13 protein-coding genes and 1 other annotated feature (1 of these 14 running past the window's edge) are annotated in these 14,408 nt (G+C 48.0%); of the genes, 3 read left to right on the top strand and 10 right to left on the bottom strand.

Annotated features, from left to right (window positions below; translation table 11 throughout):
• Nucleotides 1-217: a binding site (T-box leader), on the bottom strand (it extends 16 nt beyond the left edge of the window).
• 53 nt (nucleotides 218-270) lie between these two features.
• Entirely contained in the window at nucleotides 271-1,989 is a 1,719-nt protein-coding gene (gene acsA, locus ACNFN4_RS00540) for an acetate--CoA ligase (protein WP_020956214.1), read from the bottom strand.
• A gap of 158 nt (nucleotides 1,990-2,147) precedes the next feature.
• On the opposite strand from acsA, the gene ACNFN4_RS00535 reads away from it, so the two are divergent.
• From ACNFN4_RS00535 to ACNFN4_RS00525, 3 genes are read left to right on the top strand one after another with little or no spacing between them, the layout of a single operon-like run.
• A complete protein-coding gene (locus ACNFN4_RS00535; RefSeq protein WP_007408771.1) occupies nucleotides 2,148-2,780 on the top strand; it encodes a GNAT family N-acetyltransferase in 633 nt (210 codons plus the stop codon).
• Between the two features lie 24 nt (nucleotides 2,781-2,804).
• The gene (locus ACNFN4_RS00530; RefSeq protein WP_007408772.1) at nucleotides 2,805-3,449 is read left to right on the top strand and encodes an acetoin utilization AcuB family protein; all 645 of its coding nucleotides are present in this window, start codon (nucleotides 2,805-2,807) and stop codon (nucleotides 3,447-3,449) included.
• Nucleotides 3,446-4,612, top strand: coding sequence for an acetoin utilization protein AcuC (locus ACNFN4_RS00525; protein ID WP_007408773.1), 1,167 nt, complete (start codon nucleotides 3,446-3,448; stop codon nucleotides 4,610-4,612). The genes ACNFN4_RS00530 and ACNFN4_RS00525 overlap by 4 nt, the downstream gene beginning before the upstream one ends.
• A gap of 9 nt (nucleotides 4,613-4,621) precedes the next feature.
• Here the strand turns inward: ACNFN4_RS00525 and motS are convergent, their stop codons facing one another.
• The 9 genes from motS to ACNFN4_RS00480 all read right to left on the bottom strand — a co-directional run bounded on the left by motS (nucleotide 4,622) and on the right by ACNFN4_RS00480 (nucleotide 14,299).
• A complete protein-coding gene (gene motS, locus ACNFN4_RS00520) occupies nucleotides 4,622-5,311 on the bottom strand; it encodes a flagellar motor protein MotS (protein WP_007408774.1) in 690 nt (229 codons plus the stop codon).
• Nucleotides 5,301-6,116, bottom strand: a complete 816-nt coding sequence (gene motP, locus ACNFN4_RS00515) for a flagellar motor protein MotP (RefSeq protein WP_020956215.1) — start codon at nucleotides 6,114-6,116, stop codon at nucleotides 5,301-5,303. Before motP ends, motS begins: the two co-directional genes overlap by 11 nt.
• Nucleotides 6,117-6,184: 68 nt before the next feature.
• Nucleotides 6,185-7,189, bottom strand: a complete 1,005-nt coding sequence (ccpA, locus tag ACNFN4_RS00510) for a catabolite control protein A (RefSeq protein ID WP_015240399.1) — start codon at nucleotides 7,187-7,189, stop codon at nucleotides 6,185-6,187.
• 279 nt (nucleotides 7,190-7,468) lie between these two features.
• The gene (locus ACNFN4_RS00505) at nucleotides 7,469-8,545 is read right to left on the bottom strand and encodes a bifunctional 3-deoxy-7-phosphoheptulonate synthase/chorismate mutase (protein ID WP_003152383.1); all 1,077 of its coding nucleotides are present in this window, start codon (nucleotides 8,543-8,545) and stop codon (nucleotides 7,469-7,471) included.
• Between the two features lie 235 nt (nucleotides 8,546-8,780).
• On the bottom strand, nucleotides 8,781-9,107 hold the full coding sequence (gene ytxJ / locus ACNFN4_RS00500) for a bacillithiol system redox-active protein YtxJ (RefSeq protein WP_007408776.1): 327 nt from the start codon (nucleotides 9,105-9,107) through the stop codon (nucleotides 8,781-8,783).
• 25 nt (nucleotides 9,108-9,132) lie between these two features.
• Complete coding sequence (locus ACNFN4_RS00495; RefSeq protein ID WP_003152380.1) at nucleotides 9,133-9,546, bottom strand: YtxH domain-containing protein; 414 nt, start codon at nucleotides 9,544-9,546, stop codon at nucleotides 9,133-9,135.
• A 32-nt stretch (nucleotides 9,547-9,578) separates the two neighbouring features.
• Nucleotides 9,579-10,001, bottom strand: a complete 423-nt coding sequence (locus ACNFN4_RS00490; protein WP_007408777.1) for a DUF948 domain-containing protein — start codon at nucleotides 9,999-10,001, stop codon at nucleotides 9,579-9,581.
• A 155-nt stretch (nucleotides 10,002-10,156) separates the two neighbouring features.
• Nucleotides 10,157-11,455 (bottom strand): UDP-N-acetylmuramate--L-alanine ligase, encoded by a 1,299-nt coding sequence (murC, locus tag ACNFN4_RS00485; RefSeq protein WP_020956217.1) that lies wholly within the window; start codon nucleotides 11,453-11,455, stop codon nucleotides 10,157-10,159.
• 240 nt (nucleotides 11,456-11,695) lie between these two features.
• Nucleotides 11,696-14,299 (bottom strand): DNA translocase FtsK, encoded by a 2,604-nt coding sequence (locus ACNFN4_RS00480; RefSeq protein WP_020956218.1) that lies wholly within the window; start codon nucleotides 14,297-14,299, stop codon nucleotides 11,696-11,698.
• Nucleotides 14,300-14,408: the final 109 nt, after the last annotated feature.

Here is a 14,408-nt window from a genome sequence, read left to right as displayed (position 1 = left end):
TCGCGGTACCACCCTACTAATAAAAGCATAAAAAAGCTTTTATCACTCTTTTTGATAACGGACCGTGTCCGTTCTTTCACTACTGAAAGCCTTGGAATGGCTTTGTTCGCAAAAGCGGTTCATGAGTGTATTCGGCATATCTTATGTGCTGATTTTCACCGGCCATCAGCTCTCTTGAACAATCAGATACCCTACTTGTCTCAATCAAAACCTTTTCGTATGAAGCTTACTCATTTTTAACATAAATAAGATACGATGTCAACGCCGTCTTTAATCTTCCATTGTGGACAGGTCGCCTGCCGGCAGATTCAGCTCCCACGCCTTCAGCACACGTCTCATGATTTTTCCGCTCCGTGTTTTCGGAAGTTTATCTTTGAATTCAATTTCCCGCGGTGCGGCATGCGCGGCAAGCCCCTGTTTTACAAAGAGGCGAATGTCCTCCTTCAGCTGATCGGATGGCTCATGCCCTTCTCTGAGCGCGATAAACGCTTTAATAATTTCTCCCCGGACAGGGTCCGGCTTTCCGATGACGCCGGCTTCGGCAATCGCCGGATGTTCAACAAGTTTGCTTTCGACTTCAAACGGGCCGACGCGCTCGCCGGATGTCATGATGACATCATCGACTCTGCCTTGGAACCAGAAATAACCGTCTTCATCCATATAAGCAGAATCTCCGGAAACATACCAGCCGCCCGGCATGAAATAAGAATCATATTTCTCTTTATTGTTCCAAATGGAATCCATCATCGACGGCCAGCCCTTTTTAATGGCGAGATTTCCCATTCGGTACGGCGGAAGCTCATTTCCCTGATTGTCAACGATCGCCGCTTCCACTCCCGGAATCGGTTTCCCCATTGAACCCGGCTTGATCTCCATGCAAGGATAATTGCAGATGAGCTGTCCGCCCGTTTCTGTCATCCACCACGTGTCGTGGATGCGCTTGCCGAATACTTTATGTCCCCACTTGATGACCTCGGGGTTCAAAGGTTCTCCGACACTCAGGACGTGACGAAGTGAAGTAAGGTCAAATCTGGATGCCATTTCATCTCCGGCGCCCATAAGCATTCTGAAAGCCGTCGGAGCGCTGTACCAGACGCTGACACCGAGCTTCTCGATCGTGCCGTACCAGTTTTCCGGACTGAATCTGCCGCCGACGATTACATTCGCCGCTCCGTTCAGCCACGGCGCAAATATCCCGTACACCGTCCCGGTCACCCAGCCCGGGTCCGCAGTGCACCAGTAAATATCGTCTTCTTTAAGATCAAGCACCCACTTGCCGGTCTGGTATTGCTGAATCATGGCTTCATGAACGTGGAGCACACCTTTAGGCGTTCCGGTAGATCCTGATGTGTAGTGAAGCAGGTAGCCGTCTCTTCTGTCCATCCATTCAATATCAAGTCTCGTGCTTTCTCCCTCAGCCGCTTTATCATAATGAATGATTTTATCTCCCGTTTCTTTGCTGCCGCCGACAATGAAAATATGCTCGAGGTCGGACAGGCTGTCCGCCGGAATCCGTTCGGCCAGTTCAGGTGTTGTCACGACAACCTTTGCCTGGCTGTTCAAGAGGCGGTCTTTGACGGCGCCTTCCATAAACGCTTCAAATAAAGGACCGGCGATCGCACCGATTTTAATTGCGCCGAGCATGATAAAGTAAAGCTCCGGCGAACGCGGCATGAAAATAAAAACGCGGTCCCCTTTTTCCACGTTTCCATACCGTCTCAGTACATTTCCCGCCCGGTTCGATTCCTCCATCATTTCTTTAAATGTGTATTTTTCATCCCGATTTGCGTCCTTGTAATATAGCGCTACTTTGTTTTTTCGAAATGATTCGGCATGACGGTCAATCGCTTCGTACGCCGCATTCAGCTTCCCCGTCTGATGCCAGGAAAACGCCGCTTCGACCTCTTTCCAATCGAAGCTGCGGTACGTTTCCTCATAATTTCGCAGATGATAATTCCCCTTTTCCGCCGGCAACGCTTTCAAATTCATGCAACATCCCCCTTTGCTTATCTATAGACTAATTATAGTAGATGTTCACAGTTTTCTCAATTTTTAAAATATAAATTACAACACTATTGAAAACGCTTTATATTTTGTTATGCTTTAAAGAGATGTGTTTTTATTAAGAACCGACAGGCGGTGAATCAGTGAAACATCATAAAACGTACCATTCTTCATCAATTCAGACAGCAGCCGGCCCTCTTTTAGTAGAAGGGCCCGTTCCTCCAGGGGATCTAGCACAGTATGAGTTTCATGAAGGCCTGACAGCCTTTCGCCTTCCTCATGAACAGCACAAAGCGTTAATCGAGATCGCCGGGCTTCCTGAAGGGCGGATCATTATTGCCAGGGACGGACAGACGATTATCGGCTATGTGACGTATTTATATCCTGATCCGCTTGAACGATGGTCTGACGGAAATATGGAAGACCTCCTTGAACTCGGGGCGATCGAGGTCGCTCCCGGCTACAGGGGCTGTTCTGTCGGAAAAACTTTGCTGACAGTCAGCATGATGGATGAACAGATGGAACGGTACATCATCATGACGACGGAATATTACTGGCATTGGGATTTAAAAGGAATGAAAAAAGATGTGTGGGAATACAGAAAGATCATGGAAAAGATGATGAATGCCGGGGGTCTTGTCTGGTTCGCAACGGATGAACCGGAAATCAGCTCTCATCCGGCCAATTGTCTGATGGCCCGCATCGGCAGGCACGTCAGTCAGGAGTCAATTGAACAGTTCGACAGGCTTCGTTTTTATCAGCGATTTATGTATTGACTGACATACAAAGGGGATAAAAAGATGATTGCAGAACAAATCATGAAACGGGACGTCATCACCGTCTCAAAACACGACTCCATTGAAACAGCCGTCCGTAAAATGAAGATATATCATATCCGCCATCTCCCTGTCATCGACGACGAGCTGCACGTCATCGGTATTGTCACAGACAGAGACATTAAACAGGCCGGTCCCGGCAGCTTTGAACAAAAGGAACGCGGCGCGTTTCTGACAAACAAAGTGGAGACCATTATGAAGCGCAATGTCATCTGCGCCCATCCGCTTGACTTTGTGGAAGAAATATCCGCTTCCTTTTATGAGCACGGCATCGGCTGTCTGCCGATTACGGTAAACCATAAGCTGACGGGCATTTTAACGAAAACCGACGTGCTCCGGACTTTCGTCAGCCTGACAGGCGCGGCCCAGCCGGGATCACAGGTGGAAATCCTGGTGACGGATATGACAAAAAGCCTTGCTGATCTCAGCTGCATGTGCCGTGATCTTCAGCTGCAAATCCTGAGTGTGCTCGTCTATCCCCATGAGTCCGCCGGGTCGAACATTCTCGTCTTCCGGGTGAAGACGATGAATCCGCTCCCTTTTATCCGTGCCGTTCAAGAAGCCGGATACAATGTCTTATGGCCGAAACATTTGAGGGATCAGCCATGAGAGACAGCGTTTTTGTTTACTCGCCTTCTTATCAGACGTATCAATTTCATCAGGAACATCCGTTCAATCAGCGTCGTGTGCTTTTAACATACGATCTGCTTCAGGCGGCGGATGCGTTTGACGAAGGAGATATCGTCACACCGCGCGCGGCCGCTAAAGAAGAGCTGGCTCTCGTTCATACGGAGGATTATATACAGGCGGTGGAACTAGCGGGTGCGGGCCGGCTCCCTGCCGCAGAAGGAGAAAGCTACGGTCTCGGAACGGAAGACACCCCCGTTTTTGCCGGCATGCATGAAGCCGCGTCACTTCTGGTGGGCGGCACCTTAACGGCGGCTGATTATGTCATGACGGGACAAGCAAGGCACGCCTGCAATTTAGGAGGCGGCCTTCACCACGGCTTCCGCGGCAGGGCCTCAGGCTTTTGTATCTATAATGACAGCGCCGTGGCCATCCAATACATCCAGAAGAACTACGGGGCAAAAGTGTTATACATTGATACAGACGCTCATCACGGCGACGGCGTTCAATTTACGTTTTACGACAGGTCTGATGTCTGCACTGTTTCTTTTCACGAGACCGGGCGTTATTTATTTCCCGGGACGGGACAGGTACTGGAAAAAGGAAGCGGGCAAGGCTACGGCTATTCTTTTAACATTCCGCTGGACGCTTTCACAGAGGACGATTCCTTTCTTCACGCTTACAATACGGCCGCCTCAGAAATCGCGGCTTTTTTCAAGCCGGATGTGATTCTTACCCAAAACGGTGCGGACGCCCATTATTACGACCCATTGACACACCTGTCCAATACAATCTCCATTTATCAGGAGATCCCGCGGCTCGCTCATTCATTAGCCCATCAATATTGCAGCGGCAGATGGATCGCGGTCGGCGGCGGAGGATACGATATTTGGAGAGTCGTCCCGAGAGCATGGAGCCGCATTTGGCTTGAGATGAAAGGGATTGATCCCGGGGAGCGCATACCGCAGAAATGGATTGATAAATGGCAGAAGCACTCCCCCTGCACGTTGCCCGCTTTTTGGAGTGATCCTGAACAATTATATCCTCCGATTCCCCGCAAAGAAGAAATTTCAGAAAAAAATGCCCAAACCGTGGAAAAAGCACTTTTTGCCATCCGGTCTGAGCAGCGGTATAAAACTAAATAAAAAACGACCTTATGAGGAGGTCGTTTTTTTGATCACAATTTCTACACGGCGGTTTTCTTTCATATGTCCGGGACTTTTGTTGTCCTTCACAGGTTTCGTATCCGCATACCCGGCAGAGATAAACCGTTTGGCGGAAAAGTCTTCATTCGCGGTAAAATACCGGATCACACTCGCCGCTCTTGCAGACGACAGCTCCCAATTTGACGGAAATTGATAGGTGGAAATCCGGCGGCTGTCCGTATGGCCTTCTACCTGTATGTCATTCGGAATTGTTTTTAAAAGCACCGCGATCTGATGCAGAACCGGCTCGGCGTTTTTCAGCACATCCGCTTTTCCCGTCTGAAACAGAACGGCCTCCTGCAGCACAAGAACCACTCCGCGCTCATCGCGCTTCGCCGTCAATTTCGAACTCAAATGATGCGCTTTTATGTATGTCTTCACGTTTTGTAACAGCAAATCCTGTTCTTTATTTTCGTTTGCTTTGTCTGATGACGCCGGTTCACCCCCGCTGCCTTTTGTATGAATCGATGAAACGGCAGATTGAAATTTTTCCGCGTCTATTTGCGACATCGAAAAAAGCAATATAAAGAACACGAGAATGAGCGTGATCAAGTCAGCGAACGTCACCATCCATCTCGGTGAACCGCCGGAATGTTCCGGTTTGTTTCTTCTTTCAAAACGCTCTTTTCTAAGCTTCATGGACAGCGCCCTTTTTCTTGTTCGCAGGCTGTCCTTTACGCCAGTCTTTTCTTGAGCTGAAGACGACGAGCTGACTTTCGAGGTTGCGGGGATTTTTGCCCGATTGGATGCCGACAACCCCTTCGATCATGACCTGTTTGATGAAAATTTCACTTTCCGTTTTTTCTTCAAGCTTTGCCGCGATTGGGATAAATACCAAGTTGGCAAGCAGCGCTCCGTACAGCGTCGTCAATAGCGCAACAGCCATGTTCGGTCCGAGGGTATGCGGGTCATTTAAGTTTTTGAGCATGAGAACGAGTCCGACGAGCGTCCCGATCATTCCCCAGGCGGGTGCGAAATCACCGGCTTTTTCAAAAACGCGTCTTCCTTTTCTGTGTCTTTCTTCCATCGCGGCGATCTCAGAATCCATCACCAGCCGGATCGTTTCCTCGTCCCAGCCGTCAATCGCAAGCAAAAGCCCTTTTTTTAAAAACGGATCCTTGATCTCACGCGCCTGGTCATCCAGAGACAGAAGCCCCTGCCTGCGCGCCTGCTCCGAAAGGCTGACAAATACTCTGACAAGCTCTTTCACATTGTCATCCTGACGGGAGAATACCTGTTTCAGTACAGAAGGGGTTTTCTTTAAATCCCTCGGCGGAAAGCTGATAAAGATCGCCGCAACAAGGCCGCCTGTGACGATTAAAAAAGAAGTCAGATCTAAAAATGAACTGATTCCCGCCAGTCCCGTCCCTGACAGAATACCGATTGCGACAATAATACAGCCTAACATAAAGCCAACGGGCGTCAGATAATCAAAACGTTTCATATCTTCTCCTTACTCAAGTAAAAAAGCAAGATTCCACCCCTCAGAGTGAAGCTTGCTTTTCCGTTTTTTTATGACTTGGTTGATTGTCTTAATTCGATGCGGTGAGGCAATTCGACGATCTGCTCTTCAACCGGCTCTTTGTTCATCAGTTTTGTCAAAAGTCTCATCGCCACGGCGCCGATATCGTACGTAGGCTGCACGACTGTTGAAAGCTGAGGGCGGACCATCAGGCTCAATCTCGTATTGTCAAAACCGATAATATCAAGATCATCAGGAATCGAAAGACCTTGATCTTGGGCCGCATGGATAATGCCGAGGGCCATTTCATCCGTCGCAGAAAGAATCGCCGTCGGTTTCCGGTCAAGGCCCATCAAGCTTTGAAGCGCCTCCATACCGGAATCATAGGTGTAATCGCCTTCCGCTACGAATTGCTCGTTAAACGGAATCGCCGCTTCTTCAAGCGCCCGTTTGTACCCTTGCAGTTTTTTCGAACGGTTGATCGGCTCTTGCATCGGTCCGGAGACGAGTGCAATATCGCGATGCCCTTTATCAATGAAAAGCTTAACGGCATCATAAATCGCCTGTTCATAATCAATGGCGACAGAAGGCGTCTCGCCCTGTTCTTCCACTGATGCCGCCAAGACGATCGGCACAGGAGAGCGCTTAAATTCTTCGACATGCTCGTCCGTAATGTTGCCGCCCATAAATACGATACCGTCCACTTGTTTGCCAAGCATCGTATTTAACAGATGCAGTTCTTTCTCAAGATTTTGGTCCGAGTTGCTTAAAATAATATTATATTTGTACATCGTCGCGATATCTTCAATTCCACGCGCAAGTTCAGAGTAGAAAATGCTTGAGATATCAGGGATGATGACGCCGACCGTAGTCGTTTTTTTGCTTGCAAGCCCTCTTGCCACCGCATTCGGGCGATAGCCGAGCCGATCAATGGCTTCCAATACTTTTTTTCTGGTCGTCGGTTTTACATTCGGGTTGCCGTTCACGACGCGGGAAACAGTCGCCATACTGACATTTGCTTCTCTGGCCACATCGTATATCGTAATGTTGCTCACTGAAACCACTCCTTTTACTGGATACACTTATCCTTATCTATAGCATAAACACTTTATGTAAAGAAATGTCGTACGATTTCGCATTCTGTCGTTTATGATTGTAAGCGTAAGTCAGTAGTGTACATTATTTTTCATTATTCATCAAATTTAAATATCTCTCATGAAATTATACACGTTTTTCCCAGTGATGAAAACGTTCACTTTCATTTTATAATTAAATAAAATGAAGATACGAAAAAAAAGCCGCGCGTGGCGGCCTTTAAAGAGCGGAACGTTGTATTATGCTTTTACTTTCAGCATTGGCTTTAATTCGTTCAGCCATTTCTCGAATTCAGGTATATCCATCTGCTGCGCAGAGTCTGAAAGGGCAACGGAAGGATCAGGGTGAACTTCGGCCATCACGCCGTCAGCGCCGATCGCAAGCGCCGCTTTTGCTGTCGGAAGCAGGAGATCGCGGCGGCCTGTTGAATGTGTGACGTCAACAAACACCGGCAAGTGAGTTTCCTGTTTCAAAATCGGCACGGCAGAAATGTCGAGTGTGTTTCTCGTTGCCGTTTCGTACGTTCTGATACCGCGCTCACAAAGAATGATTTGGTCGTTTCCTTGTGACATGATGTATTCAGCTGCATTGATGAACTCTGAAATTGTTGCGGCAAGACCGCGTTTTAACAATACCGGCTTTTTAACGGAACCGGCGGCTTTCAGCAATTCAAAGTTTTGCATGTTCCGCGCGCCGATCTGAATGACGTCAATGTAATCAATCGCTTGCTCAATGTGGGCGGGCGTTACGATTTCACTGATCACCGCGAGGTCATATTCATCAGCGACACGTTTAAGAATTTGCAGGCCTTCTACGCCGAGACCTTGGAAATCATACGGACTTGTGCGGGGTTTAAACGCGCCCCCGCGCAGGATTTTAATGCCTTGTTTTTTCGCTGCGGCCGCTACTTCGGCAACCTGCTCATAGCTTTCTACGGCACAAGGTCCGACGATGAATCTCTGATCGCCGTCACCGATTTTTTCACCTTTAATGTCAACGATCGTATCTTCTGCTTTTTTCTTCCGGGAGACGAGCAACGCTTTGCTGTGATCCTCTTCTTGAAGTTCAAGTCCGGCTTTGAAAATTTCTTTGAAAATATGCTGGATCGTTGAGTTTTCAAATGGGCCGTCATTGCTTTCAATAATGCGGTTAAGCATTGTACGCTCTCTGACAGGGTCAAATCGGTTGACACCCTGTGCTTCCTTTGCTTTACCGATTTCTTTTACAACGGCTCCGCGTTCATTGATTAATTTAAGGATTTCTAAGTTTAGTGCGTCTGCCTGCTGTCTTAGGCTCTCTAATTCCTTGTTGCTCATCTTTTTCATCCCTTCTATGCTATGTTTTATTTTAATGGTTAACATGCATCTTACTACAGTTATGCGAAAATAGGAATATGAAATAATAAATTTTTTCACATTCGACTTTATCACAAAAACGCTTTTAAGCTTTTATGCGTTGAAGCAGTATATATTGATATCCTACATGATCCGGCTGAAATGATCAATAGTTTTTTTCAAAAAAAAACCGCCGGTATCAACCGGCGGCCAGCAATTATGAAAGGTGCTGCTCTATTGCGTTTTTTGTGATTTGTGAATGAGACGCGTGCCATTTCACTTCGCCGTTTGCAATGACGAATACTTGCGGGCTTTCATGTTTCACGCCGTATGTCTCGGCGATATAGTTTGAAAGCGGCCGGCTGTCCTGCACCTGCAGGTAATAAGAAGGCACTTCCGAATGCGCCGATGCAAAGGCGTCAAACTCCTGAAACGCGGCTTGGCTGATCGGGCAGGTTGTGCTGTGTTTCAAAAACACGAGCGTGTTTTCTTTCTCAGCGGCATTTTTGAACTCTTCCTCAGACGATATCAGCTGTTTTGTCATGTCGGTTATCTCTCCTTATTGAGGATCAGCGATTTGCCTGACCGGCTTTTTCCCCGGCGTCTTCCGCTTCGGCCTTGATGCTTTGGGCCGTGTCCTGCATTTCGCTTCTCGTCTCTTCGGCTTTCTCGGTTAGTGTGCTCTTAGAACGGTCTTTTAAATCCTTCACTTTATTCATAATCTGGCCTGACTGATCAGCTACCAGCTGGGTGATATTAGATGTTTTGTCTTTGGCGATACTGACATATTGAGAGCCTTTTTCTTTCGCGTCGGCCGTCATTCTGTCCGTCTTATCCTTTAACGCAGAAGCCTGACTGCCGAGATCGTCGCGCAGCTCCTTACCTGATTTAGGCGCCAGAAACAACGCCGTTGTCGCGCCGATAATTCCCCCGATCAGCGTTCCGATTAAAAAATCCTTACTATTGATTCCATCTTTGCTCATTATGATTCCTCCTTAGTGGATTTTTCTTATGATTAAAGCGATGTTTTTTTCTTTTGCTTCCACTTGTCCCATATTTCCATAGCGGCCTGGCTCCAGGTGACAACCTGACTGATCTTATCCTGATTCTCTCTTACAGAGGCCGTAACGGAACCTGCTGCCTGCTTTATGGATGTATTAAACTGCTGGACGGAAGTTCCCACTTCCTGGACAGCATGGACAACCGTATTTAATTTCTCTGATTTTTCCTGAATGTCTTCCGCGAGACGGTTTGTCTTATGTAACAGCTCGGTTGTCTCTGCGGTAATGCCTTTCATCTGCCCTTCAAGGCCGTCTAAAGTCGAGGCAACGTTTGTTAAAGTCATCTGCACGGACTTTAATGTTTTGGACAGATAGATGACGAGGATGAGAAATGCAACGGCAATGAGTGCGACACTTAAGTAAAGAATGATGATCATCTAATACCTCCTTAATGCAGGATATAGTGGTATATACCCAATTCTTAAAATGATAAACATATATGAAAGATCTGTATGTATACTATTTCTCCGTTTCTCGGTAAATCCCTTTGCAGCACGCGCAAAAAAGCAGTGAGAGCCCCACTGCTTTTTCGTTACGCTATGACGTTTTCATAGGCTCTCATATATTTTTGAATGTCTCCGGCGCCCATGAAGATCAGCACTGCGCCTTCATGCGCTTTTAACACGGATGTGTCATTTTCTTCAATGAGTTCTGCGTTATCGATTTTTTCCTGAAGATCCGTGATCGTGAGCTTGCCGACGTTCTCGCGGGCTGAGCCGAAAATGTCACACAGATACACGCGATCGGCCGCGCTTAAACTTTCTGCGAATTCATCAAGGAATGATTGCGTCCGTGTAAACGTATGCGGCTGAAATACCGCGATAATTTCACGTTCGGGATATTTTTGGCGCGCCGCCTCAATCGTGACTTTGATTTCAGTCGGATGGTGGGCGTAGTCGTCGATCAGTACCTGGCTGCCGATCACTTTTTCATTGAATCTGCGTTTGACGCCGCCGAATGATTCAAGTCCGCGCTTAATCATGTTCACGTCTATCTCTTCATAGTGGCAGAGCGCAATGACCGCTAAGGAATTGAGGACATTGTGATGGCCGTATGCCGGGATGTAGAACGTATCGTAAAACGTATTGCGGACAAAGACGTCAAATGTCGTGCCTTCCGTATTTTTCACGATGTTTCTCGCTTGAAAATCATTTTCTTCTCCCGTGCCGTAATACACGACAGGCACATTGGCGTGAATTTTCGGCAGGTACTCGTCATCACCGCAGGCAATGATGCCTTTGTTAACTTGAAGCGCCATGTTTTGGAAAGCATCAAACACATCGTCAATGTTGGCGAAATAATCAGGGTGGTCAAAATCAATATTCGTCATAATCGCATAATCAGGCTGATAGCTTAAGAAATGACGGCGGTACTCGCAAGCTTCAAATACAAAGTATTCGCTGCTTTCATTTCCTTTGCCCGTTCCGTCCCCGATAAGAAACGAAGTCGGCTTCGCCTGCTGCATCACGTGTGCCAAGAGGCCCGTTGTGGACGTCTTGCCGTGTGCGCCCGTTACCGCGACACTTGTGTATTTTTTCATATATTCAGCTAAAAATTTATGATATCTGATGACAGGAATCCCTTCAGCGAGCGCCTTTGCGATTTCCGGATGAGAATCAGGGAATGCGTTTCCGGCGATTATCGTTAAGCCGGGTTTGATGTTATCGGCGCTGAACGGATAGATCGGGATATTTCTTTTTTCAAGGGCAGCCTGAGTGAAAATCTGCTTCTCGATATCCGATCCCTGCACCTGATACCCTGTATCATGCAGGATTTGAGCAAGCGGGCTCATACCTGTCCCTTTTATTCCAACAAAATGATAAACAGTCATAATCGTACCTCCAACAAACGTCTATCTGTTCCCCAGTATATGACGCTCATTTCATTTTGCGACCGCCGCGGGCAAAAAGCCCGCACAGCGGCGCTTCCATTTATTTTTACGTTATCGTCAGTATCTGTAACTTTCTTTTTGATTAAACCTGCCGCATGATATTTCAGCGCGTGACAGTGATGCAGTTTTGATGGTCCATCCACTATCATACCATGTTTGTGAGAAAAATGAACGATATTATTATTCTTGAGCAATGTCAGCGGCCGTAATCAGCACTTCACGGGGTTTGCTGCCCTTCGCTTCTGAGATCATGCCTTCGGCTTCCATCATGTCAATCAGCCTCGCGGCGCGATTATAACCGATTCTGAACCTTCTTTGAAGGCTTGAGGTGCTGGCGCTGTTTTGCTCCACGACGAATTGGCACGCCTCAGGAAACAGTTCGTCTTCTTCCTTGAGGGCGGTTCCCTGCCTGATCAGTTCTTCCTGTTCAAACAAATAAGAAGGCGGCAGCTGCTTTCTGACATGAGAGACGACGCGGTCAATTTCTCTGTCGGATACAAAGTTTCCCTGCAGGCGCACCGGTTTTCCGGTACCGTTTTCCCAGTACAGCATGTCGCCTTTTCCGAGCAGCTTTTCCGCTCCCGCCATGTCGATGATCGTTCTGGAATCTACCTGGCTTGAGACGGAGAATGCAATCCTCGTCGGTATGTTTGCCTTGATCATTCCGGTAATGACATCGACAGACGGACGCTGTGTCGCGACAAGCAGATGAATGCCGCAGGCTCTCGCTTTCTGCGCGATTCTGGCAATGCTTTCTTCCACATCGTTCGGCGCGACCATCATTAAATCGGCAAGCTCATCAATGACCACTACGAGGTACGGAAGCTTTTCGCCTGTCTTATGATCGGCGGTTAATTCATTAAAGCGGCCGATATCTCTCACACCCGAATGGGCAAACAGTTCATATCGCCGTTCCATCTCTTCCACAACCCATTTTAACGCGGCGGTCGCGGCTTTGGCGTCCGTGATGACGGGGCTGACCAAATGCGGAATTTGGTTATATGGCGCAAGCTCGACCATTTTCGGATCAATCAGAAGCATTTTGACATCACTCGGATCCGCCTTATAAAGCAGACTGACCAAAATGGTATTGATGCAGACGCTTTTTCCCGATCCTGTCGCACCCGCTATCAACCCGTGCGGCATCTTTTTCAAATCAATGACGACCGGGTTTCCGGAAATATCGACACCGAGCGCGGCTGTAAGCGGAGACGGATTCGTCCTGAAAGCGGCGCTTCTGATCATCTGCCTTAAATCGACGACTTTGCTTACGCGGTTCGGAACTTCAATGCCGATCGTGTTTTTACCGGGGATCGGCGCCTCAATCCGAATATCCTTGGCAGACAGGCTCAGTTTAATATCATCTGCTAAGTTTGTAATTTTGTTTACTTTCACTCCGGGCTCAGGATGCACTTCAAAACGTGTGACGGACGGGCCTTGTGTGACATGAACGACTTGGGCGCGCACATTAAAGTTTTTCAGTGTAACGTTTAAAAGCTCGCGCTGTTCTTCAATCCACGATTGGTCGTCATGTCTTTGCGCCGGCGGTACGTCCAGAAGCGACAGATTCGGAAAGACATAGCTCGCTCCGCCCTCTGGCGTCTTCGCCTGCTTGTGTTTATCGCTTTTAAGCATCATGACGTTAAACGGTACATTGCGCTCTTTCGGCCGCTCCGCTTTTTTCACAGTCTGAGGCTGTCCTTGATGCTCCGTTTTTTCTTCGGCAGGCCGGGACGGGGCATCGGCCGTCTCGATGCTTGCAGGTTCAGGCTCGGGGTCTGAATGCCGCGTGACTTCATTGTACTCAGGCTGAGAGTCTGCTTCCTGTTTCGCGTCGGTTTCAGCTGATTCGGGCTTGTCTTCAGACTGCGGCTGAACTTCCTCATCGTATCCGGGTTCTGTGTATGTATACACCGTTTCTTCTGCGGTTTCAAAAGGCGGTGCTTTTTCCGGCTCAGGCTCCTGATATTCCTCCTGCGGCGCCGCTTGTTCCTCTGTGTTTTCAGCCGTTCGGGATGCTTCATACTCAGGCTCTTTAATAGGCTGCGGGCGGGTTTGTTCATGCTCTTGTTCTTCTGTAAAGCCGGCAGACTCCGCGCTTTCCGTGTGCTCCCGCTCTTCAGTCTGCTGCGGTTCTGCTGCTGCAAACACTTGCTCTTTTGCATTCTCAGCCTCGGTGTGAAGCTCCTCTTTTTTAAAGGCCGGGATTTCTTCCGTTTCTTGTTTCGCAAACGGTTCTGGCCGGTCATTCGTCTGTTTTGTTATGCCGGATGTTGTGAAGACGGGCTCTTTTTCCGTTTCCTGACCGGCTTTTGGCGGAACAAATTGCTCCTCTGACAGCAATGTTACGTTCTCTTCACGCCGCTTTTCGGATATAGGCGCTTTTTTTATGCTGTGCTGAGATTGAAAGCCGTAAACCGGTGAAGGAATGGATGACGGTTTAAACGGCTTTTTCACCGTATCAGGCTCTTTATGTGTATGCTGTTTCCGCTCGGTTTGCTCCTTCCCGGCGGCATAATCCCGGGACGGCTGGCGGCGTTCGTGCCTTTCCCGCTGTCTTTGGTTTTGCTCCGTTCGCTTATAGCCGTCCGGAACGACAGGGAAGCGGAAATTCCCTTTCGGATATTCGTAATATATTTTAGGATCTTCCATGCGCGTGAATTTGCCTTCTGGCTGATCCGGTATCTGCTGTTTCGGGATTTGGGCATGCGTGTTTGGTTCACGTTCATGCTCTTCTTCTTTTTCACCTAAAAATAAGTCAAAAAATTTATTCAGCCAACTCATGTTTAATCACTCTCTAACTCCCTTTTTAGTAGTCTGGGACGATATTTAGTATACCATTGCCGGGCGGCTCAGAAAAGATTAAGCTCCCAACTGAAGAAAGCCGTTAAGC

The sequence above is a fragment of the Bacillus sp. N1(2025) genome, from assembly GCF_053470005.1.
Note: the sequence above shows the minus strand (reverse complement) of the source record. Positions and strands in the feature narration are given on the sequence as shown.

Excerpts from the sequence above, each read along its gene's own strand:
- acsA (WP_020956214.1), bottom strand. The coding sequence starts at position 1,989 with ATGAATTTGAAAGCGTTGCCGGCGGAAAAGGGGAATTATCATCTGCGA.
- ACNFN4_RS00530 (WP_007408772.1), top strand. The coding sequence starts at position 2,805 with ATGATTGCAGAACAAATCATGAAACGGGACGTCATCACCGTCTCAAAA.
- ACNFN4_RS00525 (WP_007408773.1), top strand. The coding sequence starts at position 3,446 with ATGAGAGACAGCGTTTTTGTTTACTCGCCTTCTTATCAGACGTATCAA.
- motS (WP_007408774.1), bottom strand. The coding sequence starts at position 5,311 with ATGAAGCTTAGAAAAGAGCGTTTTGAAAGAAGAAACAAACCGGAACAT.
- motP (WP_020956215.1), bottom strand. The coding sequence starts at position 6,116 with ATGAAACGTTTTGATTATCTGACGCCCGTTGGCTTTATGTTAGGCTGT.
- ACNFN4_RS00505 (WP_003152383.1), bottom strand. The coding sequence starts at position 8,545 with ATGAGCAACAAGGAATTAGAGAGCCTAAGACAGCAGGCAGACGCACTA.
- ytxJ (WP_007408776.1), bottom strand. The coding sequence starts at position 9,107 with ATGACAAAACAGCTGATATCGTCTGAGGAAGAGTTCAAAAATGCCGCT.
- ACNFN4_RS00495 (WP_003152380.1), bottom strand. The coding sequence starts at position 9,546 with ATGAGCAAAGATGGAATCAATAGTAAGGATTTTTTAATCGGAACGCTG.
- ACNFN4_RS00490 (WP_007408777.1), bottom strand. The coding sequence starts at position 10,001 with ATGATCATCATTCTTTACTTAAGTGTCGCACTCATTGCCGTTGCATTT.
- murC (WP_020956217.1), bottom strand. The coding sequence starts at position 11,455 with ATGACTGTTTATCATTTTGTTGGAATAAAAGGGACAGGTATGAGCCCG.
- ACNFN4_RS00480 (WP_020956218.1), bottom strand. The coding sequence starts at position 14,299 with ATGAGTTGGCTGAATAAATTTTTTGACTTATTTTTAGGTGAAAAAGAA.